The following is a 23,182-nucleotide window of genomic DNA, read 5'->3' on the forward strand; positions in this document are numbered from 1 at the left end:
CTTCCCTGTCCTGCGGCGCTTTCAACATTCTGCTGGAGGCCCAGATGCCACGCTATGCCACCATCGTCACCGCCGATGACGGCGCCGAAATCGTCAGCGCTATCGGCGAATTCGAAGGCACAAGCCTTCCGCACCGCTCGGGCCGTTTCGAGCAGGTCGCGCCGGGCGTGCGCATCGGTATGGTTCGCGGTGGCCTTGATGAAGCCGTCGCCGGTTTCGGTTTCCCGCGCCAGGGCCTCGGCCCGGCTGCGGTCCGCACAGCCACGGCGGGGCTGAAGGCAATGGCCGCGCCGTCCGCCGATGCCCGGCCCGCCAGGCCGGCCAGGGCAAGGCCGCGCAGGAAGCCGGCCCGCAAGGTCCGCAAGGCGAAGGCGGCGAAAGCAGCGCCATCGGATTCTGTCACGCATGGCTGACGAAAACAGACGCCGCGAGGCCGTAGGCGCGAAGCGGGCGGGGCGAAAGCCGAAAGCTACCAAAGCCGCTGCCGCTCCGTCCCCCCGCCCCAAGCGCTCGCGAAGGACGCTCGTCGACGATTTCGCCGCCGCGCTTCGCGCCGATTTCCGCGTCCATGGCGCCGGCGTCATCGCCGCGGTGCGCGCCGAAAAACCCGAGCAGTATCTGAAGGTCGTGCTGACGCTGCTGCCCAAGGATTTCTCGGCCAAGGATTTCTCGGAACGTGTCGATGCCAAGCAAACCAGCCTCGGGCAATTGAGCAATGAGGAGATCCGCAGCCGCATCCGCAGCCTCGAAACGAGCCTCCGGCCCCTCCTGGACAGCGATGCAGACCTATCTGGCGCTGCTCGAGGAGCTGGACCGCAGGCGTCGCCGTAACCTTCTTGCAGCCTACGCGCCTTACAAGCAGCAGGCCGAATTTCATTCGGCAGGCGCGACGCACCGCGAGCGTCTGTTCATGGCCGGAAACCAGCTCGGCAAGACCAGGGCAGGGGGCGCGGAATGGGCCATGCACCTCACCGGTCGCTATCCGGGCTGGTGGAAGGGCAAGGTGTTCGGCCAACCCGTCAGGCTCTGGGCCGCCGGCGTCACCGGCGAGGGCACGCGCGACAATCCGCAGCGCGTGCTGGTCGGCCCGCCGCAGCAGCAAAGCGAGTGGGGCAGCGGCATGATCCCGGCCGATGCCATCGCCGACACGGTAATGGGCCGCGGCGCGCCGGGAGCGCTGGACAGCGTCGTCGTGCGCTGGGGCGGTGGCGGCGATGTGCAGACCGGCGAGAGCGTGCTTTCCTTCAAGAGCTACGAAAAAGGCCGCGAGAAATGGCAGGGCGAGACGCTGCACGGCGTCTGGTTTGACGAGGAACCGCCGCTGGATATCTATTCCGAGGGCCTCACCCGTACGAATGCCACGGACGGCATCACGATCGTCACGTTCACGCCGCTGCTCGGCATGAGCGACGTGGTGCTGCGGTTTTTGAGCGCGGAGGCGGTTCAGGACTTGGGTTCCTCGCCCCCGCAAGGCGGGGGAGAGGTGGCCGCGCAGCGGCCGGAGAGGGGGGCTTCGTAGGGCGATAAGCTCTACGAATAGCTTTCCGCTCTTGCATCGAAGGCCGGCGCTGCCGCCACTCCATCGCCGCTTCGCCGCGCCATCTCTCCCTCACTTGCGTGGGGGCGACGAACTGGAGCTTGCCGTAGGCTCTGTCAAAACGATTTCCACCCCTTATGGTGCGCGACGCGCGGTCGCGCGACTTGCATGCCGTAAGGGATTTCAGGAATGTATGTAGGCCGTTCTTACAGGTTGCTGGACTTCGCGCTCTGGTCGCGGCGCAGCGTCATCTACATGGTCGTGGTGAGCGGGTTGGCGATCGCCGCCTACCGCCTTCCGGCGACCGCGGGCTTCTCGGTGCCGTGGTCGGTCGTGCTGGTGCTCGGCACCACGGTGTCGCTCGTCGCCGGATTCAAGAATTCGCAGGTCTTCACCCGCGCCAACGAGGCTCTGCAGGCCTTCTCGCAGATCACCGCCAGCAGCCGGATGCTGTCCGGCTTCTGCCGGGATTTCATGGATGCTGCCACCGCCCGCCAGCTGATCTACCGTCATCTCGCCTGGCTGACGGCGCTGCGCTTTTCGCTGCGGCGGCCGATGCCCTGGGAATCGCTGGCGAAAGCGGCCAACATCGAGTTCCGGCGGCGGCGCTATCACATCCAGGAGGATAAGACCTCGCTTGCCGAGGAACTGCGTAGGTTGCTGGGCGAGGAAGCCGAAAGCGTGCTGAAATCGCCGCAGCCGGCGATAGAACTTCTCGACAGGCAATTGGCCGAGGTCAACGGCTTGTTGAAGAGCTCAGCCGTTCCGACACAGGTCTATTCCGAATTGATCAAGCTGATACGCGACTTCCAGGACCAGCAGGCGCGTTGCGATCGCATCAAGAACAATCCCTATCCCCGGCAATACGCGATCGTCAGCTCGATGTTCATGATTATCTTCTGCACCTTGCTGCCCTTCGGCGTCGTCCCGGTCTTTGCCGACATGGCCAAACTGGGCGGCGCGCTCGGCTGGATCTCGATCTGGCTGACCATCCCGTTCAGCGCGCTGCTGGGCTGGGTCTACATGTCGCTGGACCTGGTCGGCGAAAGCAGCGCCAATCCGTTCGAAGGCAACGCCAACGACGTGCCGATCTCACAAATCTGCCGCGACATCGAGATCGAGTTGCGGCGTGGGCTTGGCGAGGCCGCGCTTCCCGCGCCGCTGGCGCCGGTCAACGACATCGCGACGTGAAGTTCTTTCCTTCTCCCCTTGCGGGAGAAGGTGGCCGCGAAGCGGCCGGATGAGGGGTGCTCCAGGGAACGCCAGCGCGTCTCTCCGCTGGAACACCCCTCATCCGTCTCGGCGCTGCGCGCCGATCCACCTTCTCCCACAAGGGGAGAAGGGAAAGGTTTGCCATGTCCCGACACGTCACCTTCATGACCATCGACGATGCCGGGCACTATTCGTCCGAACAGCGCGCTGAGATCGTCGCGGCCTATCCCGAGCATGAGCGCGAAGCCCGCGCGAAAGGTATCCCTGTTCTCGGCTCAGGCCGCATCTTTCCGGTGGCGGAGGAGACGATCGCCTGCGAGCCGTTCAAATTGCCGCGGTGGTGGCCGCGCATCGGCGCGCTCGATTTCGGCTGGGACCATCCGTCGGCCGCGGTCGAGCTTGCCTGGGATACCGAAGCGGATGTCGTCTACGTGACGAAGGCGCATCGCGCCTCCCAGCAAACGCCAGCGATGCAGGCGCTGGCGCTGAAGGCCTGGGGTGAATGGCTCCCCTTCGCCTGGCCGCGCGACGGCCGCCGCGAAACGCTGGAAGGCGCCGGCGTGGCTTTGGCCAGACAATATGCCGCCCACGGGCTGAACATGCTGACCAGCCACGCCCGCTTCGCCGACGGCTCCGTCTCGGTCGAGGCCGGGCTGATGGACATGCTCGACCGCATGCAGTCCGGCCGCTTCAAGGTGTTTTCGACCTTGGCCGCGTGGTTCGAGGAGTTCCGCCTCTACCATCGCAAGAACGGCCAGGTGGTGAAGCTGCGCGACGATCTGATGGCCGCCACGCGCTATCGGAAGCTTACGCTCGCCTATGTCAGCGGCGCCGGCACCTTGCCGACCAGCACCGACGGCATCTGGCTGATCTTCACACGCGCTGGCGACAAGGGTGCGGATGGCACTGGCGTGGGTGACTTCACGGGCCCGGCCTCCTCGGTGACCGATAACATCGTCACCTTCGCCGGTACCACGGGGAAGGCCGGTAAGGACAGTGGCGTGGCAGTGGGAAGCCTGGTGGCAGGGCCGGCCTCGGCCGCGGCCGACAACATCGCCACATTCAACGGCACGACGGGCAAGCTGGTGAAGGACAGCGGCGTGGCGGTGGCGAGCCTGGCGCCGAAAGCCAATGCCTCTTTCACCGGCACCTTCAGCCCGCCGGCGAACGCCATAGCACTGAATACCCTGGCTGACAGCGCTGCGGTGTCGGTCCTCGGCCGATCGGCCAATTCGAGCGGCGCACGCGCGGACATCGCGGCTGGGTCGGATGACACTCTGCTGCGGCGCGTGTCCTCGGCGCTGGGTTTCGGCCAGTTGACGGCAGGCATGGTGCCGGCCGGGCTGGTGACCTATGCCATGCTCGCTTCGGCGGCGATCGCTTCGAACAGCGAATTCCAGCTCGGCACGGCAAACAAGCTTCTCACAGCGGCCGCATTAAAGTCGACCGTAGCCTACCAGACACTTACGTCCGGCGCGTCGGTCTCGTGGGATATGTCGCTTGGCAACAACGCTTCATTGGCTGCGTCGACGAACGTGACGATCGGCAATCCGACAAATGCGGTGCCCCAGTTCGGCTTCGTGCTCAAGATCACCGCCGTGACGTCCGCACGCACCGTGAGCCTAAGCGCAAATCTTGTGCCAGCGGCCGGCGTCGAGAGCTTTCCGATCACCATCCAGACGACGGAAACCGTCTTCCTGGCCGGCTTTGTCGACACGGCGAGCCGCCTTGTCATCACCAGCGTTTTGAGAACCTAACAGGAGAACCCGATGTCCCTTCTCGTTCGCAAGATCAATGACGTTTGGCAGGAGTGGCACGCCTCCTCGATCGTGACCCAGATGGTCGGTACCTATACCGCCATCTACGGGGATGGCCGGCAAGTGGAGACGCGATGCGATCCTTATCCTGTCGAAATCCAGATGAACGGCGACAGCCTGCGCTGCTTCTACGACCAGGGCCTTTGGACGATCGACGAAGTCGAGGCAGTGGGCGGCAGGATTGCCGTGCCCTTCGAAGCGCCGGAAGGAAAACAGGTCGTCGGCGCACCGTCTTATGTGGAAACCGATGGCGTGATCCAGCAGGTCTACGAAGTCGAGGACACCCCGCCGCCACCGGAGCCGCCGACGGCAGAGGAGAAGGTGGGTGCTATGCTGGCGAGCTACGATCTCTCGATCAGCGAGTTGAAATTCGCGCTGGGCCTGGGGGTCTGATGTTCATTGATCTTTCTCCGCCAGCCAAATTGTACACCCCACCGAAGCCAGCCGTTATTCGGCCGGCAGAACTCGAGCTGCTTCATCCGCATAGGAAGCCATTGCTGGGGGTACTGCCAGGGATCATCCCCGTCACAACGGCGCCGAAGCCGCTCAAACTTGCCTATATCGGCCAGAGCATCCTTACGCAGGAAAGCGCAACAACTATCAACTTCGGTGACTTCACGTTTCCGAATGACTGCCTCGCCATTGCTTGCTTCGGCTCGTTGGCCACCAATTCGCGAGTAGTCTCGTCTATCACGTTCGGCGGTACGGCAGGAACGCTCCACGTCACCACGCCTTCGACGCTGACCAAGGGTGGTCTCGCATCACGAGTCATCACTGCGGGAACATATACCATCAACGTCGTGCTGAATGGCAATGGTGGCACCTCGTCAAGCCATGGGCTGGGTGTATATGCACTCACTGGATACCAGAGTGCTATGCCGGTTGGGTCCAACGGCGCGTCCGGAAGCTCCGGCACCTCGGTAGCCGTCTCGTTCAATCTTGCGTCGGGCGGGGTTGCTGTCTACGGGGCCCTTGTCAACAACAGCGCCAGCACCTCGTGGTCTTCAGCTTCCCAGGATTTCACTGATGGGTCGAACCGCCGCAACACTTGGGCCAGCAAGATCAACACCACTGCCGAGGCGCCTCATGTCGAAACTCTTTCTTGGACAGGCAGTCAAAGCAACGTGCTTGTTGGCGCATCGTGGCGCTAGCGTGCACCGCTCGTGAGCGATTTGTCGCCAGAGATGAACACCACGTCGATTGGTCGGGGCGGGCTGCATCGCGTCACTTTGACTTCTGCGCTTTCCAGAAAAGCGATCTGAGGTTGCAGAAAGTCCGCTGCCGAAGGTGAAAAATAGAAAATGTTCGCGGGTGCCGCCACCCGATACATGGCCGCGCCGGCAGTCTGTTGGCTTTCGCTCATCGCACGCTCAAAAAGACTTTGAATATCATTCCAGAAACTGGGGCTACCAGTTCTGTCTTCAACCTTCAGCCAGTGCGGCTTGTCCGTCGATGATCGTGCTCCAAAGAGCAATGATAAGACTCCCATACGATCCTTGCCCTGATTTGGTGCGCGGCTCCGTTTTATAGTCTGGGCCACTACGCTCGCGCCACCGACAATTTCAACAACTCCCATCCTGCCCCTCCCGGCGGAAAGGAACCCCATGGACCGCAACTTTACGCGTGCCCTTTCGCTCGTCCTCACCTCCGAAGGCGGCTGGTCCGACAACCCCGCCGATCCGGGCGGCGCCACCATGAAAGGTGTCACGCTCGCCAATTTCCGCCGCTACGTCAAAGCAGACGCCACGAAGGCCGATCTGCGCGCCATCTCGGATGACCAAGTCGCCACCGTCTACCGCCGTTTCTATTGGGATGCTGTGGTGGGCGCGCAGCTCCCCGGCGGCATCGACTACGCCGTCTTCGACTTCGCCGTGAACAGCGGGCCTCGCAGGGCGGCGAAGTATCTTCAAGGTGTGCTCGGCGTTGTTAGGGATGGCCGCATTGGCCCGGCCACGCTGGCGGCGGTGAGGGCAAAACCCGCCGGCGTCGTCATCGATGCGCTGTGCGACGCGCGGCTCGCCTTCCTGAAAAAACTATCGACCTGGCCGAGCTTCGGCCGGGGCTGGAGCGTCCGAGTCGCCTCCGTGCGCCGGCAGGCGCTGCTGATGTCGGCGGCGCCGTCGGCGACTGAGGGATACGCTTCGCCGAGGCCTACGTCCCCCGATGACGTCCCGCTAGCCGCAACTCCTGCCGGCGCCGGATTGCCTGCCGCCGGCGAGGCGCCCGCTGCGCCACACAAATCCGCATCGGCTGCCAAGGCAGCCGGCGTCTTCGCGCTGATCACGCTGGCGCTCGGCTCGCTCACCGCCTGGACCGCGCATCTTTCCTGCAATCTTTTCGGAGTGCTCTGCCAATGATTGCCGTCATCATCCGCGTCGCCCTGCGCTATTGCGCGGGCGTGCTTGTCGCGCGCGGCCTTCTGGGCGCCGACGACGCCTCGGCATTCTCCGCCGATCCCGACATTCAAATGGCGTTGGAGACCGGCCTCGGTCTTGCCATCGCCGCCGCGGCCGAGTGGTGGCATCTGCTCGCGCGCCGCTTCGGCTGGGAGCATTGACCATGGAAAATCTGAAAGCTCTGCTCACCGCCTGTATCGAAGCCGCCAGGCCGTATGTCGTTATCGGCGCCGCCTGCTTTGTCGCCGGTCTTCTCATCGGAGCGCTGCTATGAGCGCGCTGCTGGCATGGCTTCTCACCAATCCGACAATCCTGGCGATCGGAGCCGGCCTTGTCGGCGCGCTCGGCTGGGGCTTCCGCCAGCGCCTCGCAGGCGCAAGGGCCGAGCGCAGCAAGCAGGCCGGCGCCGAGGCCGCGGCCCGGGATGTCGCCGACCAGGTCGACAACGATGTCGGCGCTTTGCCGGCTGACGCGGTCAGAAAGGAGCTGAAGTCATGGGCAAGGGATTGATCGTCGCCGCCATCGTCGCCGCGCTCGCCGGCTGCACGACGGGCAGGGGCAGCTTCTGCGCCGTCGCCCCGCCGATGCGCCTCTCTGCCAGCGCGGTCGATGCCTTGTCCGACCAGGAGGCGAGGGCGCTGCTTGCGCACAACCGCAAGGGCGAAAAACTCTGCGGCTGGAGGCCGTGATGCATGACATCTTCGATCTTCTCGGCATCAAGGGCCAGGTCGTGGCAGCGGGGCTCGCCGGCGGCGTGCTGCGGGCGCTGTCGCGCCATCGCTACAAGCTGCGCGAGATGATTGCCTCGCCCATCTGCGGCGCCTTGGCCGCCGCCTATCTGACATTGCCTGTCGTCGCTTGGGTCCGGGCAAGCGGCCTGCCAATTCCCGCCGCCGACGACACCACCACGCTCGCCGCAGCCTTCCTCATCGGAGTCTCGGCCATGTGGATCTCGGACATCGTTTTCGAGGTGGTCGTGCGAAGATTCAAACAAATGCCGGATTCCTGATCGCGGCGGACCGACACCGTGCAGGCATCGAGACATCGACCGGGAGATCGTCCACACGATACCAAGATGACGGTTTCAGCGGTTTGCCCGCTCGAGCCGCTGGAAGAATCCAGGCGCAACGCCTATCTATGGAGCAATCCAAAGGAGGTACGACATGGCTTCTTCCACCGAGCGCGCGGTCCTTGCCGGCGGCTGCTTCTGGGGCATGCAGGATCTGATCCGGCGCTTGCCCGGCGTGATCTCGACGCGAGTGGGCTACAGCGGCGGCGATGTCCCCAACGCCACCTACCGCAACCACGGCACCCACGCCGAGGCGATCGAGATCATCTTCGATCCGGCCAAGACCAGCTTCCGCACGCTGCTCGAATTCTTCTTCCAGATCCACGATCCGACGACGAAGAACCGCCAGGGCAACGATATCGGCGCGAGCTATCGCTCGGCGATTTTCTATACCAGCGATGAACAGAAACGGATCGCCGAGGACACGATAGCCGATGTCGACGCGTCCGGCCTGTGGCCTGGCAAGGTCGTCACCGAGCTCGCTCCGGTCGGGCCCTTCTGGGAAGCCGAGCCCGAGCATCAGGACTATCTCGAGCGCTATCCCAACGGCTACACCTGCCATTTCGCACGGCCGGGCTGGAAGCTTCCGGTTCGCCAACAGGCGGCCGCATCATAATCAGCGACCGCGGTGTGTTGACATAGTCTTCACGCGCTTTGATCTGCCCGCCATGCCGGAAGGCATGGCGGGCTTTTTTGCGTTTCGGCTGGTTGTCCCGGCCCGGCGGGCCTTAGCCCTTGGCTCGGCGGCCTTCGTGTTCGTGGTTGCCGATCCAGTGGGCGCGGATGCGGTCGCTGGCTTCGAGATAAGCCATGTCGATCAGGTAGGTCAGAAGCTTCTCGCCATCGGCCTCCGCCTTCTGGCGAAGTTCTCGCAGGATTCCCTGCGCAAATTGCAGGTTTTCCATTTTGCTAGGCTGGTCCATGGGTGCCCCCAAATGTCGGTGCGGTAAGTTTGGCTCACTATGCTTGTACGAAGATTATCGCCTCGCTCGCGGTGAAGCTGTACTCGGTTGCGCTGGGGACGCCCGATCAACGAAGCTGTTGGACATCGCGCGGAAATGTCGATATTTTGCGCGCCCAATCGGATGGCGACCATGCACGAAGACGAGGGCAGCACTCCTGACAAGTTGCAAGCCATGCTTGACGTGATCGCCAGGAGCGAGCCCCCGAGCGAGAGCGGGCAAGCCGATTTCGGCCGATTGAAAGCCGACGCCGCCAAGGCTGCCGGCGTGTTGATCGAATTTTACGGCGATGCAGCCCTGGAGCGGGCCAAGCTCATAGAGCGCCGGTCGCCCCAGTCGCATTTTGCGCGCATGGTCGTGGCTGAAGTCGGCCGGCGCGGCAAGCGAAATTGACCCGCGAGCAATCGGCGAAAGCTGCTTCAAGACGATCTTCGCCTCCCCAGCCTTGCGCTAAGCCGCTGCTCGACCTCTTCCTCGATGTTGTCCAGGAGATAGGACATCAGGTCGTGTCCGATCGACCGCGCTAGGTCCTTGGCTTGCTCGACATGGTTGCGGATCTCGCGCAGCGCCTGCTCTTCGCACGCGGCGTCGTCCGTCAAATCGACGAACCAGCCGGGATAGAGCGCTGCCTCGCCTGTCCCGTCAACATAGCATTGGCCGACGGCCAGGATCTTGCGCAACCCCATCTTCTCGGAATGGACCCTATAGACCTCCCTGAATGCGGACCTGCGCTCCACGGCCTTGCGGATCGCCAGCCGAACCCGTGAACGATCGTCCTGATCGATGCTTTGCATGCATCGTTCAAGCGAAGCGCCATGAGAGAACTCATCGAGTGTCAGACCGAAATAATCTGAAAGATTGGCGTCGCCATAAACGCGGTCGCGCTTGATGTCCCAGGTCCAGAACCCGTCGATCGGTGGATACCGCACATGCATGTTGCGGCCGTGTTCAGGCGCCGTCGTCATGAAAACCGCCCCGTCCGGTTTCAAGCTTTGGCAGCACTATGTCGCAAAAACGGTAAGAAACAAACATGGCCTTTTGTACAAGGCCGGAAGTCATAAGACTTGCTGCCACTGGCAATTCGGGGATGTCATGTTGATATAACCGGAAAGAGGGCGAAGAAAAATTTCTTGAGCCGAAAGAATTTTCACTTTGATGTTGCAACTGCCGCTTGGCGTTTTACGCGAAAACGCGGCGGACAAGCAGGAGAAACAACCCCGGAGGTTGTATTTCCGCAAGAGGCATGGTTGAAAATTCTTATATTTTGTAAAAGAATAAAGCTCTTTGCGTACTGCTGCAGGAAGCCAAGCCGGCTTGCCGCCTCATATTTGCAGCATCTCCAAATGCTAGCGTCAGCCGATTGACCGGCAAACCGACCGGTGGTTGAAAAACGCGAAACTTCGAGAAAAGCCCGCGCATATCAGTCCGCGGCCGGGCGTCCTCCCGGACGTGCGGAAGCCGTCACTAGACTGAAGGTCTCTGTCGTTCAGGCTAAAGTCTGCCAAAAGATCAACCTAAGCCAGTCTTTGCTGCGGCTCCAGGTCGGCTTCAGCGCTTGCGGCCGAATCATCGGCGATCCGGTCATGCTCGAACTGGCGCGCCGTGGGCAGGGCCTGCAACCAGGGCTCGCGGCGTCCGATCCAGAGTTCATAGCTCGGCACCAGCCCTTCGGTTGGCGCAACGTCCAGGCTACCGATCGTCACTTCGGCCTCGTCGTCGCCAACGAACGGAACGCGGCTTCCGCAGGTGGGGCAAAAGCTCCGAGCGCCATAGCTGCTGGTGATGCCGGTGGTTTCGAACGCTTTTAGCGGCCATACGGCGTAGGCATGGAAGGCCGATCCGCTTGTCTTGCGGCAGTCCTTGCAGTGACAGAGGCCGACCCGGAGCGGCTCCCCAGTGACGCGGAACTGCACCCCGCCACACAGGCAACTCCCGCTGCGCGCGATTTCAGGCATTGCTGTTCCTCCTGCGGCTATGCACAGAGCCAATTTCGGTTGCCCCGGCAGGTCCCGCTGCCGGCTGCTAAAACCCGCAACAAGTTGCGATGGTTCCACGCCTGCGTGCAAGAAGCACGGTCAGTCGGGGAGGTTGATCGGCTCCTCGCACCGATAGACGCGGCACTCGCCGTCTTTGGTCGGAACCGTCGTCGACACAGGCACTTCCGGCCAGTCGCACTCATTGCCGAATTGCCGAACGAATCGGTCATAAGTATCCGCGCCTGTGCTCAAGACCACGGCACGATCACTTTTGATCAGCGTCTGCGTCTGCTCGCAAGTCATCGCGCGTGTGTCCGGCCGGGCGTAGGCGGCGCTCACGGTGCACAACATTGGGCCGGCGCACAACATTTTGCCTGCGGCAAGTGCAATCAACAGGGTTCTCATGGGACGCCAGGTTTTTGAAGTTTCCGGGTGTCGAATATGGATCGCGGCTAGAACACCGCAAGATATTTGAGCAGCGAAACGATTCCGATGATGATGACGATGATCTGCGCGATCTGGCGCGCGCGGGCATCGAGCGGCAGGCGTTGCACGAGGTAAAGCACCAGGATCACCACCAGGAAAGTGATCAATATGCCGATAAGGATCGATACGCCCATTTGCCTGCCTTCTTATCAAGATTGCCCGGATGGGCAGGCTCCAACGTTGCCGGCTGCGAAATGGTTCCAAGCGGATTGAGCCACCGATCGTGTCGTCCGAAAGCAGAAGCCGGCTTCGACGTCGGCGGAACATGCGCGCGGCTTGCGAGTTCACTTCCTCGATAGCAATGCGCGGGATCGCACTGTCAGAGAGGAAGAAACCATGGGCCTCGGCACGATTCTCATCATCATTCTCATTCTTGCCCTGCTTGGCGGCTTCAGCGGCTTAGGCGGAGGGCCTTTCTACGGCACCGGCTATTATGGCGGCGGCGGCCTCGGACTCGTCCTGGTCATCGTGATCATCCTGGTGTTGCTCGGCCGCATCTGACGGCCCACGATGCGACCAGGCCTCGGAGTGTCGCCAGCGCGTCCCTCAGCTTCGCCGCCGGGCGATTGCCTCGCGGCTGGCGTCGCGGTTCCCGATCTGCGTTTCGGCGAGTTTTGGCGGGCTAGGCGGCGATCAGCGCGACTACGGCAAGGAGCGGAAGCATTTGCCGTCGCAGGGCGCATCGCAGGCAGATGATCATTGCTGCCACAGAACAGGATTCGGCAGCGTTGCGGTCGACCGGCGGCAGATCGGCGAATCCCGCTAGCCCTCGCGCCCACTGCATTCGAGGCACACGATACTGTGTCCCGGACAATTCAGCCGGTGCGTGCCCTCTGGGCAGCAATGGCCGTTCGAGCTCAGCCAGCGCGCGCAAACGAAAACCTTCTTGGCCCCGTGACAGCGGGAGCATTCCTGCGGGCGCATCAGTTCCTCCCGTGACGGGACGCCATGTTCCGCTTCAACGACCGTGTTCATCCGTTTAGACCCCAACGCCTGGATTATCGGTCACATATGTTAATTCACTATTCTTTACATTAGGGTTTATGAATGTGAAAGGCGTGAAAGCGACATAAGGCTTTCACGCGCTTGTGCGCTTTCCCATTGCGCTGGCGTTGTTAAATGTGGTGCCGCCCGATGCGTCGACGGATCAGGGCACGCAAAGGGAACCTTCTTGCAATGACATGGACCGGCGCGGGCGCGCTTTTCATCCTCGTGCTCACCTATGCCGGCGTCGCCGTCGGCCGTATTCCGGGCCTGCGGCTCGACCGCGCCGGCATCGCGTTGCTGGGCGGCGCCGCCATGATCGCAATCGGCGCGATCGGCATCGAGGATGCCTACAGAGCCATCAATTTCGACACCATAACCTTGCTGCTCGGCATGATGATCGTCGTGGCGCATCTGAAGGTCTCGGGCGCGTTTCGGGCGCTCGGCGGCTTTGCCATCGAGCATGCCCACGCGCCCTTCATGCTTTTGGTAATGGTGACGCTGCTGACCGGCGCGCTCTCGGCCTTCCTGGTCAATGACGCGATCTGCCTGGTGATGGCGCCGATCGTCGTGCACGTCACACGAGTCATCAACCGCAACCCTGTGCCTTACCTCATCGCTACCTGCACGGCCTCGAACTGCGGCAGCGTCGCCACCATCACAGGCAACCCGCAGAACATGGTGATCGGTGCGCTGTCCGGCATTTCCTATCCGGCTTTCACGCTGGCGCTCGCGCCGGTGGCGCTGTTCGGCCTGCTCTGCGTCATCGTCATCGTGCGCATCGTCTACCGGGCCGAATTCTCCCGCCCTGCCGAGCTCAGCCCGCAAGTCTATCGCGGCCGCATGCTGCCCGGGCAGGTCCTGAAGGCCACCATCGTGTGCGTGTTGCTGGCGCTCGCCTTCTTCGCCGGCGTTCCCGTCGCGAAGGCGGCGCTCATTGCCGGCGCCTTCCTGCTGGTCACGCGGGCAATCAAGCCGCGGCGCATTTACGGCGAGATCGACGGACCGCTGCTCTTCATGTTCGCCGGCTTGTTCGTGGTGGTGGCGGGTGCCGAGCGCACCTTGCTCACGCCCGACATGATCGCCTGGGCCAAGAACATCGGACTCGACGATGTCTGGCGGCTCTCCGGCTTCACCGCGGTGCTTTCCAACATCATGAGCAATGTGCCGGCGGTGCTGGCGCTCCGGCCCTTCGTTCCTGGGCTGGAAAACCCGGCGCGCGCCTGGCTGGTCGTGGCGATGAGCTCGACGCTTGCCGGCAATTTCACGCTGCTCGGCTCGGTTGCCAATCTGATCGTCGCCGAGCAGGCAAAAGCTGCCGGCAAGGAGCTTTCCTTCTCGGCTTTCTTTAAGGTCGGCCTGCCGCTGACGCTGGTGACGCTTCTTGCCGGCACCGCCTGGCTAGCCTGGGCCTGAAGACGCTGTCCCTTCGGACCGCCTGATCGAGGGCGCCGCGGCGACATGACCGGCGGCAGCGTCTCGACCTGGCAGCCGGCTTGCCGGGTGAGGGCCTTGCTTAGGCCACCGCTTTCAACGGCGCCCTGTCTGCCTGCTGCAGGCGTGCGGCGGCCGCGAGCAGGTCGGTCTGGGTGATCAGGCCGAGGATGCGCCGCTCGGCATCGACGATCACCACGGCATGGCTGCGGCCGTCGGTCAGCACCGGCAGCAGACTCATCGCCGGGTTGTCGGGTGAGGCTGTGCCGGCCTTAGACATCACCCCTTTGACCGTGTCGGTCGCCCTTGTCAGCTCGCGCAGACCGACCGCGCCGGAGAGCCGTCCGTCCGCGTCGATCACCGGCAAGGTGCGGATGTTGTGGTCGATCAGCTGTTTGCGCGCGTCGTCGGCCGACGCCTTTTCCGCCACGGAGATCACATCGAGCGACATGATGTCTTTGCAAAGCAGCGTACGCTGTGAGCGCACCATGGCCTGCAACTCGACCTGGCGCAGCAGGCGCTCCAGGTCGTCACGGTCGATGTCGAAGGTCTCGTCGAGCGCCGAGAGGGCGGCGTCGACATCCTCGGGCCGGAAGCCGACGCGCTCGGCTGGCGGCCGGTCGGCGGTGCCGTGGCCGCGGGCGGCGGGCACGTGCACATGGGGATAGTTGCGCCGCGACAGCTTGTGGAAAAGGAAGCCGAGCGCAACCAGGATGGTCGAGTTGAGTGCTACCGGCACGAAGGGAAACAGGAAGCCCGCGGCGGCGACGGCCGGCCCGCCGAGCACGCCGGTAAGCGCCGCTGCGCCGCCCGGCGGATGCAATGAGCGCGTGAACGACATGGCGGCGATCGCCAGCGCCACCGCTAAGCCGGAGGCGATCACCGTGTCATGCACAAAATGCGCAACCGTCACGCCAACCAGCGCCGAAATCGTGTTGCCGCCGATGATCGACCAGGGCTGCGCCAGCGGGCTCGAGGGAACGGCAAAGAGCAGCACCGCCGAAGCGCCCATTGGCGCCACCAGCATCGCCACAAGCGGGCCACTACCCATGGCGAGCCCGCTAATCATGCCGGTGAGCGCGATACCGATAGTAGCGCCGATGCAGGCAAGCAGCCGTTCGCGAAGCGTCGCGCCAGCAAGGATCGGAACGAAAAGGCGAAACGCCATGGCAGGCCCTGGATCGAAGAGGTGGAATTGCGTTGCCCGCAATGCTGCTGAAGCCGCGGATTTGAAAGCCAAACCAATCCGTAGATTCGCTGCTGAGGGGAATATTATTGCACAGCGATCCGCGCAGGACGCGCCGCCAGCGGCCTCGGCTTTCGCAATCGCGCCAAGCCTTTACGACGGTTTGCAGAGTCGGTTCTGCAATTCGCCCGAATGTCCTAGCCTCGGCGAAAGTGTGCGAGTGCGGCGCGCGGCGCTGAGGCTGCTTTCGGCATGGGAGGATTGCTGCAACGTCAAGCGAGGCGCTGCGCGCGCCTCGCTCTCGGATAGCTAGGGCGCCACCTCGACATGGCCCTTCATGTTGGGATGGAAGCGGCAGAAATAGTCCGCTGTCCCCGCCGCCTTCAGCGTAATCTTGCCCTTCGACTTTGCCGGGATCATCACGTCCCAGCCCCCTTTCACTGTCGCGGTGTGGGCGATCACATCCTTATTCGTCCACTCGATCGTATCGCCGACCTTGGCCTGAATGTTTGCGGGCGAGAAGACCAGCTTGTCGATCGTTATCTCGATCGACGCCGCGAACGCCGGCGATGCGATGAGCGCCAGTGCCAGGGTGACCGGAGCAAGTCCTGGAAAAGTGTGGAACGATTGGGCGCAGCGACTTCGCCGTAGCCTTCCGCCAGGAATTGCCTCAAAACAAAGCAAAAGCGGCCTCATTTCAACATGCCGGCGACGTGTTCGGCATGCTGCTGATGTCCCTGGAAAACCTTGAGGCCGGTCTCCAGCAGGCTCTTCAGCTCAGCATTGCTGGCCGAGGGGATGAGCAAGGTTTCGAGCGCGCCGTTGACCTGTTTGTGATAGGCCACTTCGTTCTCGATATAGGCCTTGTCGAAGGCGGCACCCTTGAGCTTCGCCAGTTTGGCGTCCTCTTCCTTCGCAGCCTTGGTCAGGGCCTTGCTGGTGTCGTTGTCCTCGGGCGTGACCTTCAGCTTCTTCACGAGCTCGAGCGCCTGCTTGTTCACCGCCTCGTGGTCGCGCTCCATGTCTTTGGCGAAGTCGACGACCTCCTTGTTCTTGGACTTCTTGATCGCCAGCTTGGCCGCTTCGATGTCGAGCGTGCCGGCCGTATAGGCAATGTGGGCGATCTGCGGATCGGTGGGCTTTTCGGCGGCTAGCGCCAGCGGCGCCGTGCTCACGAAGGAAAGGGCGGCGAGGGCGGCGGTTAATCGCATGAACATGGCATCTCCTTTGCCCGGCGCTCTGGCTACGGGCTTCATCGGGTGTTGACTGCCGTTGGATGCGGGCGAGAACGAAACGTTCCCAGGAAAAGATCGGGAAATCGAAATTAGGGCTCGAATCCCAGCCTTTTCATCACCGCCTGCGTCAGCCGCTCGCAACGCCGGCCTGCAAAGGGGAAGGCGTCGAGCAGCACCGGACCGATCTCGTCGTCCAGTGCCTTTCGCACCAGCGTTCGCGCCCGGTGCAGCCTGGTCTTCACCGTCTCGGGCCTCACGCCGAGAAAATCGGCGGTTTGCTCGATGCTCAGGCCCTCGATGACGCGGGCGACGAAGACGGTGCGATAGACATCGGGAAGGCTGTCGGTCGCCCGTTCGACAAGCCTCAGAATCTGCCGCTGCGCCATCGTCCGCTCCGGATCGTCGCCTGGGTTCAAGTCGGTTGGATTCAAAGGAAACCGGATGATCTGCGCCTCCGGGTTCTCATGCATGGCCGCGACGCGCTTGCGCTTGCGCAGCCGGCCGAGCGCTTCGTTGATGACGATGCGCGACAGCCAGGTGGAGAGCGAAGCCTCGCCGCGAAAGCTGCTCAGACTTGCGAAGGCGCGCAAATAGGCCTCCTGCACGATGTCCTCGGCCTCCGCGTCGTTGCGCACCACGCCGCGCGCGATGCGGTAGAGGCGCTGGTTGTACGTCTTGATGATGGCACGGAACGCATTCGGATCGCGCGCAAGCGCCCGGCGAACCAATGCCATGTCGCCGGCTTCGGCCGTACCGACCTCAGCGGTTTCGATGGCGGGCTTTATCATCGCGCCCGATCTCCCGACAGATGTTGCATCCACGGTTGGATGCGCCTGCCGACAAAAGGTTCCCGGGCTGGCTGCACGGCCCCATGCTACCGCTTCGACCGAGGCTTGTCTGCCGCCGGTGCGGATTCCGTGCCGATCAGCCTGTCATCCGGCTGCGGCGGCCGCCGCGAGTCCGCGCAGAATGTCGGCCTTGAGATCTTCGACATCCTCGAGCCCGACCTGCAGGCGGATCAGCGAGCCGGCATACGAGCCTTTGGCAAGCAAGCGGTCGCCGAGGAATACCGGAACGGCGAGGCTTTCATAGCCGCCCCAGGAATAACCGAGGCCGAAGATCTTGAGCGCATCGAGAAAGGCGTGCTGGGCCTTCTGGCCGCCGCCGTTGAGCACGATTGAGAAGACTCCGCTCGAGCCGCAGAAATCGCGCTTCCAGAGCGCATGGTCGGGATGGCTTTCCAGCGCCGGATGCAGCACCTGCGCGATCCCAGGCTGCTCCTCCAGCCAGCGCGCGATGTCGAGCGCGCTCTTGCGGTGATGCTCGAGGCGCACGCCCATCGTGCGCAGGCCGCGCAGCACTTGGTAGATATCGTCGGGACCGGAACAGCAGCCCAACGCGCAAAACCCATCATAAAGCTTTGTCCAGCAGGCGTGGTTGGCCGAAACCAGGCCGAGCAGCACGTCGGAATGACCGGCCGGATATTTCGTCGCCGCGTGGATCGAGATGTCGACGCCATGGTCGAGCGGCTTGAAATAGAGCGGCGTCGCCCAGGTGTTGTCCATCATCACGATGGCGTTCGCCGCATGTGCAGCCTTGGAGATCGCCGGGATGTCCTGCACCTCATAGGTGTTCGATGCCGGCGATTCGGTGAACACCACCTTTGTGTTTGGCTTGATCAGCGAAGCGATGCCGGCGCCAATGCGCGGCTCGTAATATTCGATCTCGACGCCGAGCCGCTTCAGCATCGTGTCGGCGAAGTGGCGCGTCGGGTGGTAGACGCTGTCGACGATCAACAGGTGATCGCCCGCGGCAAGGAAGGTGAGCAGCGGCACCGTCACCGCCGCCAGCCCGGAGGGCACGGCGATCGTGCCGGCCGAGCCTTCCAGCGCATCGACGGCGAGCGTCAGCGCGTCCATCGTCGGGGTGCCGCGGGTGCCGTAAGTGTATTTCTGGCTGCGCCCAGCCATCGAAGCGGCGTCGGGATAAAGCACCGTCGAGGCATGCACGACCGGCGGGTTGACGAAGCCGAAATAGTCACGCGGGTTGTTGCCGGAATGGGCAAGCAGCGTGTTGATGCCCATTTCGATGACGTCTCTAGCCATGGTTCGTCGCCTGTCGAATGATGTCAGGGGATCAGCCATAAAGCGGCGGCAAAGCCGGCGCAACCGCGTCGGGCCCGCCAAAAGCCGGTCTTCCGCTGGGCCAATCCAAAGGCGCTCAAGCCCAGTAAAGAACGCTATTGCCGCAGCGGATTCTGCCGCAGGAGCACGGATTCGCAACGCCGCGACTTGACTGATTTGTTCGCATCGCCTGCCGGTTTCATGTGCTCTTGTCCGCAATTCTGGCATTTGCGGCAATTGCTTTCAAACCTCTGAGGAATCGGTCATTTCCCTTGACCTCACAGGAATAATCGCCTTCGATGCGTTTCGTGAATGGGAGGCAGCGCATCGCAACCGATGCGGGTCCCGGGAGTGGGCCTTGGAGTGGGAGCTGCATTCACAAACGAAAAAAGATCAAGCGTCGCCTGGCGATAGGGGCGCCTGTAACAGAAAAGGGTCTGTGGGTCATGAAACACATTGCAATCGGCATTCTTGGCGTCGCCGCGCTCGGGTTCATGGCGTCTGCCGCCTCGGCCGGCACGCTCGATACCGTGAAGCAGAAGGGCTTTATCCAGTGCGGCGTCTCGACCGGCCTCGCCGGCTTCTCGGCGCCGGACGACAAGGGCGACTGGAAGGGCATCGACGCGGACTTCTGTCGCGCCGTTGCGGCCGCTGTCTTCGGTGACGGCTCCAAAGTGAAGTTCACGCCGCTCAGCGCCAAGGAGCGTTTCACCGCCTTGCAATCGGGCGAGATCGACATCCTGTCGCGCAACACCACCTGGACCAGCAACCGCGACAGCGCGCTCGGCCTCGATTTTGTTGGGATCACCTACTATGACGGCCAGGGCTTCATGATCAACGCCAAGAAGCTGCCCGGCGTGAACTCCGCGCTGCAGCTTTCGGGCGCCGCCGTGTGCGTGCAGAGCGGCACCACCACCGAGCTCAATCTCGCCGACTACTTCAAGAAGAACAAGATGGAGTACAACCCCGTCGTGTTCGAGAAGCTCGAAGAGGTCAACGCCGCCTATGACGCCGGTCGCTGCGATGCTTACACCACCGACCAGTCCGGCCTTTATGGTATCCGTCTGACGCTCTCCTCGCCGGCCGACCATGTCGTGCTGCCCGAGATCATCTCCAAGGAGCCGCTCGGCCCGGCCGTGCGCCAGGGCGATGACCAGTGGGCGCATATCGCGCGCTGGACGTATTTCGCGCTGCTCAACGCCGAGGAAGCCGGCATCACGCAGGCCAATGTCGATGAGATGAAGACGTCGACCGACCCGAACATCCAGCGCCTTCTCGGCACTGAACCGGACGGCAAGTATGGCGCCGATCTCGGCCTCTCCAACGACTTTGTCGTCAACATCGTCAAGGCTGTCGGCAACTACGGCGAAATGTTTGAGCGCAATGTCGGCTCGGGCAGCCCGCTCAAGATCGCGCGCGGCATCAACGCGCTGTGGACCAAAGGCGGCCTGCAATACGGTCCGCCGATCCGCTGATTGAAACGTGATCCGGGAGGCAGGTCGTCTGTCTCCCGGTTTCTCTTTCCAGAGGACGGTCCATGGCTTCGCAGGAAATCCTTCGCGAGGAGCCGAGTCGCGGCTCCTTCATCAATGACCCGAAAATACGCAGCCTGTTCTTTCAGACGCTGGTCGTGATCCTGCTGTTCAGTTCGATCTGGTGGATCGTCCACAACGTCATCGAAAACCTCCAGCGTCTGCACATCGCGTCGGGCTTCGGTTTCCTCAGGAGCAGGGCCGGCTTCGACATTTCCGACACGCCGATCGCCTATACGTCCGATTCGACCTATTTCCGCGCGCTGGTCGTCGGTTTGCTCAACACGATCATTGTCGCCGCCGCCGGCATCGTGCTTGCGACCATCGTGGGCTTCGCCATCGGCATCGGCCGCCTGTCGCAGAACTGGCTGATCCGCAAGATCTGCACGGTCTATGTCGAGATCTTCCGCAACATCCCACCGCTGCTGGTCATCTTCTTCTGGTATTCCGGCGTGCTGGCCGTGCTGCCGCCGCCGCGCGAGAGCATCCACCTGCCTTTCGGCTCGTTCCTCAACCAGCGCGGCTTCTATTTTCCGCGCGCCGTTTGGGGCGATGGCTCCTGGCTGATCGGCGTCGCACTGCTGCTCGCGATTGCAATGGCCTGGTTCGTCGCCCACAGAGCGCGACAGCGGCAGAAGGCGACCGGCCAGCAATTTCCGGTCTTCTGGACATCGGTCGCGCTAATCATCGGCCTGCCGGTGCTGGCCTTCCTGCTCGGCGGCATGCCGCTCACCTTCGATTTTCCGAAGCAGTCGACCTTCAATCTGACCGGTGGCTTCTGGGTCAAACCGGAATTCCTGTCGCTCTTGCTGGCGCTCTCCTTCTACACGGCGGCCTTCATCGCCGAGATCGTGCGCGCCGGCATCAGGGGCGTCAACAAAGGGCAGAGCGAAGCGGCGGCGGCGCTCGGCCTCCGCTCCGGTCCGATCCTGCGGCTGGTGGTCATCCCGCAGGCGATGCGCATAGTCATCCCGCCGCTCACCAGCCAGTATCTCAACCTGACCAAGAACTCCTCGCTGGCGATCGCTATCGGCTATCCGGACCTTACCGCCACCGCCGGCACGGTGCTCAATCAGACCGGGCAGGCGGTGGAGGGCGTTTTCATCATGATGATCGCCTATCTGGTGCTGAGCCTTGTGACGTCCTTTGTCATGAATATCGTCAATGCCAGAATGGCGCTGGTGGAGAGGTAGGGCCATGCAGGAACATGACATGTCCTGGGTGCGCACCGAGATGGCGCTTGCCCAGCCGGCCCCGCCTACCGAACGCGGCGCCTATGCCTGGGTGCGCAAGAACCTGATCGGTTCGGTCGGCGACACCGTCCTCACAATCCTCGGCATCGCCATCGTGCTTTGGATCCTGCCGCAGGTCATCAGCTGGGCCTTCCTCAATGCCCAGTGGACCGGGCCGGATCGCACCGTCTGCACCACCGTCACGCAAGGCGGCATCCAGCCCGACGGCTGGACTGGTGCCTGCTGGGCTTTCGTCAACGCCAAGTTCGGCCAGTTCATGTTCGGCACCTATCCGATCGAGGAGCGCTGGCGGCCGATCCTGGTCGCCATCCTGTTCGTGGCGCTGTTGGTGCCGATGCTGATCCCGCGCGTGCCGCGCAAGGGATTGAATGCGGTGCTGTTGTTCGTAGCGCTGCCGATCGTCGCCTTCTTCCTGCTGCTTGGCGGCGTGTTCGGCCTGCCGGTTGTCGAGACCTCGCGCTGGGGCGGGCTCCTCGTGACGCTCAGCCTCTCCTTCGTCGGCATTGCGGTGTCGCTGCCTTTGGGCATCGTGCTGGCGCTCGGGCGCCGTTCGAAGATGTCGATCATCAAATGGCTTTGTATCGTCTTCATCGAGACGGTGCGCGGCATTCCGCTGATCACGGTGCTATTCTTCGCCAGCGTCATGCTGCCGCTGTTCCTGCCCGCGGGCGTTACCTTCGACAAGTATCTGCGTGCGTTAATCGGTGTGTCGCTGTTTGCCGCCGCCTATATGGCCGAAGTGATTCGCGGCGGCTTGCAGGCAATCCCGAAGGGCCAGTATGAGGGCGCCGATTCGCTCGGCCTCGGCTACTGGCAGAAGATGAGCCTGATCGTGCTGCCGCAGGCGCTCAAGCTGGTCATTCCGGGCATCGTCAACACCTTCATCGGCATGTTCAAGGACACCAGCCTGGTCCTGATCATCTCGATGTTCGACCTGCTCGGCGTGGTGAAGCAGAATTTCGCCGATGCCAACTGGGCGACCCCGCAGACCGCGAGGTCCGGCCTGATCTTTGCCGCCTTCGTTTTCTGGCTGTTCTGCTTCGGCATGTCGCGCTATTCAATGTACACCGAACGCCGGCTCGACACCGGCTATAAACGATAAAAAGGGAACAGGTTATGGCCACCGAAAACGCCGTCAGCGCGGAAGAAATCAAGGTCAACGCCGCCAAGATGCACATCTCCACCACCGATGTCGCCATCGACATCGTCGGCATGCACAAATGGTATGGCGAGTTCCATGTGCTGAAGGACATCAACCTCAAGGTGATGCGCGGCGAGCGCATCGTTATCTGCGGTCCGTCCGGCTCCGGCAAGTCGACCATGATCCGCTGCATCAACCGGCTGGAAGAGCACCAGAAGGGCAAGATCATCGTCGACGGCAAGGAACTCACCAACGATCTGAAGAAGATCGACGAGGTGCGCCGCGAGGTCGGCATGGTGTTCCAGCATTTCAACCTGTTCCCACATCTGACCATCCTGGAGAACTGCACGCTGGCGCCGATCTGGGTGCGCAAGATGCCGAAGAAGCAGGCCGAGGAAATCGCCATGCATTTCCTTACGCGCGTCAAGATACCGGAACAGGCCAACAAATATCCGGGCCAGCTCTCCGGCGGTCAGCAGCAGCGCGTGGCGATCGCACGCTCGCTGTGCATGAACCCGCGCATCATGCTGTTCGACGAGCCGACCTCGGCGCTCGACCCGGAAATGATCAAGGAAGTGCTGGAGACGATGGTGGGGCTGGCGGAAGAGGGCATGACCATGCTTTGCGTCACCCACGAGATGGGCTTTGCCCGCAAAGTCGCCAACCGCGTGATCTTCATGGATCAGGGCCAGATCGTCGAGCAGAACACGCCGGCCGAATTCTTCGACCATCCGCGCCATGAACGCACAAAGCTTTTCCTGTCGCAGATCCTGCACTGAGCGGGCGCGACGCTAAATTTTCGGAAGCCCGGCTGGAAACAGCCGGGCTTTTTTTGCATT

General features: G+C 62.7%; 31 protein-coding genes. 20 read left to right on the forward strand and 11 right to left on the reverse strand.

Annotated elements, in window-relative coordinates; translation table 11 throughout:
• Positions 1-44: 44 nt before the first annotated feature.
• The 7 genes from LB535_RS11330 to LB535_RS11360 all read left to right on the forward strand — a co-directional run bounded on the left by LB535_RS11330 (position 45) and on the right by LB535_RS11360 (position 5,717).
• Positions 45-413, forward strand: a complete 369-nt coding sequence (locus LB535_RS11330) for a hypothetical protein (protein WP_224610587.1) — start codon at positions 45-47, stop codon at positions 411-413.
• Positions 406-831 carry a hypothetical protein gene (locus LB535_RS11335; RefSeq protein WP_224632219.1) on the forward strand — a complete coding sequence of 142 codons (426 nt, stop codon included), beginning with the start codon at positions 406-408 and terminating at the stop codon, positions 829-831. The genes LB535_RS11330 and LB535_RS11335 overlap by 8 nt, the downstream gene beginning before the upstream one ends.
• The gene (locus tag LB535_RS11340; RefSeq protein WP_224632220.1) at positions 779-1,519 is read left to right on the forward strand and encodes a terminase large subunit domain-containing protein; all 741 of its coding nucleotides are present in this window, start codon (positions 779-781) and stop codon (positions 1,517-1,519) included. Before LB535_RS11335 ends, LB535_RS11340 begins: the two co-directional genes overlap by 53 nt.
• Positions 1,520-1,726: 207 nt before the next feature.
• Positions 1,727-2,728: a bestrophin family protein gene (locus LB535_RS11345; RefSeq protein WP_224632221.1), complete on the forward strand. Its 1,002-nt coding sequence runs from the start codon at positions 1,727-1,729 to the stop codon at positions 2,726-2,728.
• Positions 2,729-2,892: 164 nt separating this feature from the next.
• A complete protein-coding gene (locus tag LB535_RS28985; RefSeq protein ID WP_411969559.1) occupies positions 2,893-4,506 on the forward strand; it encodes a terminase large subunit domain-containing protein in 1,614 nt (537 codons plus the stop codon).
• Positions 4,507-4,518: 12 nt separating this feature from the next.
• Positions 4,519-4,959, forward strand: coding sequence for a hypothetical protein (locus tag LB535_RS11355; RefSeq protein ID WP_224632222.1), 441 nt, complete (start codon positions 4,519-4,521; stop codon positions 4,957-4,959).
• Positions 4,959-5,717, forward strand: coding sequence for a hypothetical protein (locus LB535_RS11360; protein ID WP_224632223.1), 759 nt, complete (start codon positions 4,959-4,961; stop codon positions 5,715-5,717). Before LB535_RS11355 ends, LB535_RS11360 begins: the two co-directional genes overlap by 1 nt.
• Here LB535_RS11360 and LB535_RS11365 read toward each other — a convergent pair.
• Complete coding sequence (locus LB535_RS11365; RefSeq protein ID WP_224632224.1) at positions 5,714-6,142, reverse strand: hypothetical protein; 429 nt, start codon at positions 6,140-6,142, stop codon at positions 5,714-5,716. The genes LB535_RS11360 and LB535_RS11365 overlap by 4 nt on opposite strands.
• A gap of 28 nt (positions 6,143-6,170) precedes the next feature.
• Between LB535_RS11365 and LB535_RS11370 the strand changes: the two genes are divergently transcribed.
• The 6 genes from LB535_RS11370 (at position 6,171) to msrA (ending at position 8,647) form a co-directional block, all read left to right on the forward strand.
• Complete coding sequence (locus LB535_RS11370; RefSeq protein ID WP_224632225.1) at positions 6,171-6,923, forward strand: glycoside hydrolase family 108 protein; 753 nt, start codon at positions 6,171-6,173, stop codon at positions 6,921-6,923.
• Positions 6,920-7,123, forward strand: a complete 204-nt coding sequence (locus tag LB535_RS11375; RefSeq protein WP_140697169.1) for a hypothetical protein — start codon at positions 6,920-6,922, stop codon at positions 7,121-7,123. Before LB535_RS11370 ends, LB535_RS11375 begins: the two co-directional genes overlap by 4 nt.
• A 109-nt stretch (positions 7,124-7,232) precedes the next feature.
• A complete protein-coding gene (locus LB535_RS11380; RefSeq protein ID WP_140840732.1) occupies positions 7,233-7,472 on the forward strand; it encodes an ABC transporter permease in 240 nt (79 codons plus the stop codon).
• Positions 7,457-7,651: a hypothetical protein gene (locus LB535_RS11385; RefSeq protein ID WP_140840733.1), complete on the forward strand. Its 195-nt coding sequence runs from the start codon at positions 7,457-7,459 to the stop codon at positions 7,649-7,651. Before LB535_RS11380 ends, LB535_RS11385 begins: the two co-directional genes overlap by 16 nt.
• The gene (locus tag LB535_RS11390) at positions 7,651-7,971 is read left to right on the forward strand and encodes a hypothetical protein (RefSeq protein WP_140840735.1); all 321 of its coding nucleotides are present in this window, start codon (positions 7,651-7,653) and stop codon (positions 7,969-7,971) included. Before LB535_RS11385 ends, LB535_RS11390 begins: the two co-directional genes overlap by 1 nt.
• A gap of 154 nt (positions 7,972-8,125) precedes the next feature.
• A complete protein-coding gene (gene msrA / locus LB535_RS11395; RefSeq protein WP_095768415.1) occupies positions 8,126-8,647 on the forward strand; it encodes a peptide-methionine (S)-S-oxide reductase MsrA in 522 nt (173 codons plus the stop codon).
• 112 nt (positions 8,648-8,759) lie between these two features.
• On the opposite strand, the gene LB535_RS11400 is transcribed toward msrA, so the two are convergent.
• Positions 8,760-8,954 carry a hypothetical protein gene (locus tag LB535_RS11400; protein ID WP_140840737.1) on the reverse strand — a complete coding sequence of 65 codons (195 nt, stop codon included), beginning with the start codon at positions 8,952-8,954 and terminating at the stop codon, positions 8,760-8,762.
• 171 nt (positions 8,955-9,125) lie between these two features.
• Between LB535_RS11400 and LB535_RS11405 the strand changes: the two genes are divergently transcribed.
• Positions 9,126-9,386, forward strand: coding sequence for a hypothetical protein (locus LB535_RS11405; protein ID WP_210200012.1), 261 nt, complete (start codon positions 9,126-9,128; stop codon positions 9,384-9,386).
• Between the two features lie 26 nt (positions 9,387-9,412).
• Here the strand turns inward: LB535_RS11405 and LB535_RS11410 are convergent, their stop codons facing one another.
• The 4 genes from LB535_RS11410 to LB535_RS11425 form a co-directional block, all read right to left on the reverse strand.
• Entirely contained in the window at positions 9,413-9,958 is a 546-nt protein-coding gene (locus LB535_RS11410; RefSeq protein ID WP_224632226.1) for a hypothetical protein, read from the reverse strand.
• Between the two features lie 549 nt (positions 9,959-10,507).
• Positions 10,508-10,948: a GFA family protein gene (locus LB535_RS11415; RefSeq protein WP_224632227.1), complete on the reverse strand. Its 441-nt coding sequence runs from the start codon at positions 10,946-10,948 to the stop codon at positions 10,508-10,510.
• 120 nt (positions 10,949-11,068) lie between these two features.
• Entirely contained in the window at positions 11,069-11,362 is a 294-nt protein-coding gene (locus LB535_RS11420; RefSeq protein WP_411969560.1) for a hypothetical protein, read from the reverse strand.
• A gap of 59 nt (positions 11,363-11,421) precedes the next feature.
• The gene (locus LB535_RS11425) at positions 11,422-11,589 is read right to left on the reverse strand and encodes a Thivi_2564 family membrane protein (protein WP_095768420.1); all 168 of its coding nucleotides are present in this window, start codon (positions 11,587-11,589) and stop codon (positions 11,422-11,424) included.
• A gap of 202 nt (positions 11,590-11,791) precedes the next feature.
• On the opposite strand from LB535_RS11425, the gene LB535_RS11430 reads away from it, so the two are divergent.
• Positions 11,792-11,956 (forward strand): DUF3309 family protein, encoded by a 165-nt coding sequence (locus LB535_RS11430; protein ID WP_095768421.1) that lies wholly within the window; start codon positions 11,792-11,794, stop codon positions 11,954-11,956.
• A 675-nt stretch (positions 11,957-12,631) separates the two neighbouring features.
• Positions 12,632-13,855, forward strand: coding sequence for an anion transporter (locus tag LB535_RS11435; RefSeq protein ID WP_224632228.1), 1,224 nt, complete (start codon positions 12,632-12,634; stop codon positions 13,853-13,855).
• Between the two features lie 100 nt (positions 13,856-13,955).
• Here the strand turns inward: LB535_RS11435 and LB535_RS11440 are convergent, their stop codons facing one another.
• The 5 genes from LB535_RS11440 to LB535_RS11460 form a co-directional block, all read right to left on the reverse strand.
• Entirely contained in the window at positions 13,956-15,041 is a 1,086-nt protein-coding gene (locus LB535_RS11440; RefSeq protein WP_224632229.1) for an HPP family protein, read from the reverse strand.
• Between the two features lie 327 nt (positions 15,042-15,368).
• Positions 15,369-15,755 carry a cupredoxin family copper-binding protein gene (locus tag LB535_RS11445; protein WP_224632230.1) on the reverse strand — a complete coding sequence of 129 codons (387 nt, stop codon included), beginning with the start codon at positions 15,753-15,755 and terminating at the stop codon, positions 15,369-15,371.
• Positions 15,752-16,276, reverse strand: a complete 525-nt coding sequence (locus tag LB535_RS11450; RefSeq protein ID WP_224544660.1) for a DUF4142 domain-containing protein — start codon at positions 16,274-16,276, stop codon at positions 15,752-15,754. Before LB535_RS11450 ends, LB535_RS11445 begins: the two co-directional genes overlap by 4 nt.
• A 107-nt stretch (positions 16,277-16,383) precedes the next feature.
• A complete protein-coding gene (locus LB535_RS11455; RefSeq protein ID WP_224632231.1) occupies positions 16,384-17,082 on the reverse strand; it encodes an RNA polymerase sigma factor in 699 nt (232 codons plus the stop codon).
• Between the two features lie 144 nt (positions 17,083-17,226).
• On the reverse strand, positions 17,227-18,399 hold the full coding sequence (locus tag LB535_RS11460; protein ID WP_224632232.1) for a cystathionine beta-lyase: 1,173 nt from the start codon (positions 18,397-18,399) through the stop codon (positions 17,227-17,229).
• Between the two features lie 464 nt (positions 18,400-18,863).
• Between LB535_RS11460 and LB535_RS11465 the strand changes: the two genes are divergently transcribed.
• The 4 genes from LB535_RS11465 to LB535_RS11480 all read left to right on the forward strand — a co-directional run bounded on the left by LB535_RS11465 (position 18,864) and on the right by LB535_RS11480 (position 23,122).
• A complete protein-coding gene (locus tag LB535_RS11465; protein WP_140545460.1) occupies positions 18,864-19,892 on the forward strand; it encodes an amino acid ABC transporter substrate-binding protein in 1,029 nt (342 codons plus the stop codon).
• Positions 19,893-19,954: 62 nt separating this feature from the next.
• Positions 19,955-21,142, forward strand: a complete 1,188-nt coding sequence (locus LB535_RS11470) for an amino acid ABC transporter permease (protein ID WP_140840759.1) — start codon at positions 19,955-19,957, stop codon at positions 21,140-21,142.
• A 4-nt stretch (positions 21,143-21,146) separates the two neighbouring features.
• Complete coding sequence (locus tag LB535_RS11475) at positions 21,147-22,304, forward strand: amino acid ABC transporter permease (RefSeq protein ID WP_224632233.1); 1,158 nt, start codon at positions 21,147-21,149, stop codon at positions 22,302-22,304.
• 68 nt (positions 22,305-22,372) lie between these two features.
• Positions 22,373-23,122 carry an amino acid ABC transporter ATP-binding protein gene (locus LB535_RS11480; RefSeq protein ID WP_036259985.1) on the forward strand — a complete coding sequence of 250 codons (750 nt, stop codon included), beginning with the start codon at positions 22,373-22,375 and terminating at the stop codon, positions 23,120-23,122.
• Positions 23,123-23,182: the final 60 nt, after the last annotated feature.

This window comes from Mesorhizobium sp. CA10 (assembly GCF_020165285.1).
Classification (GTDB): domain Bacteria; phylum Pseudomonadota; class Alphaproteobacteria; order Rhizobiales; family Rhizobiaceae; genus Mesorhizobium.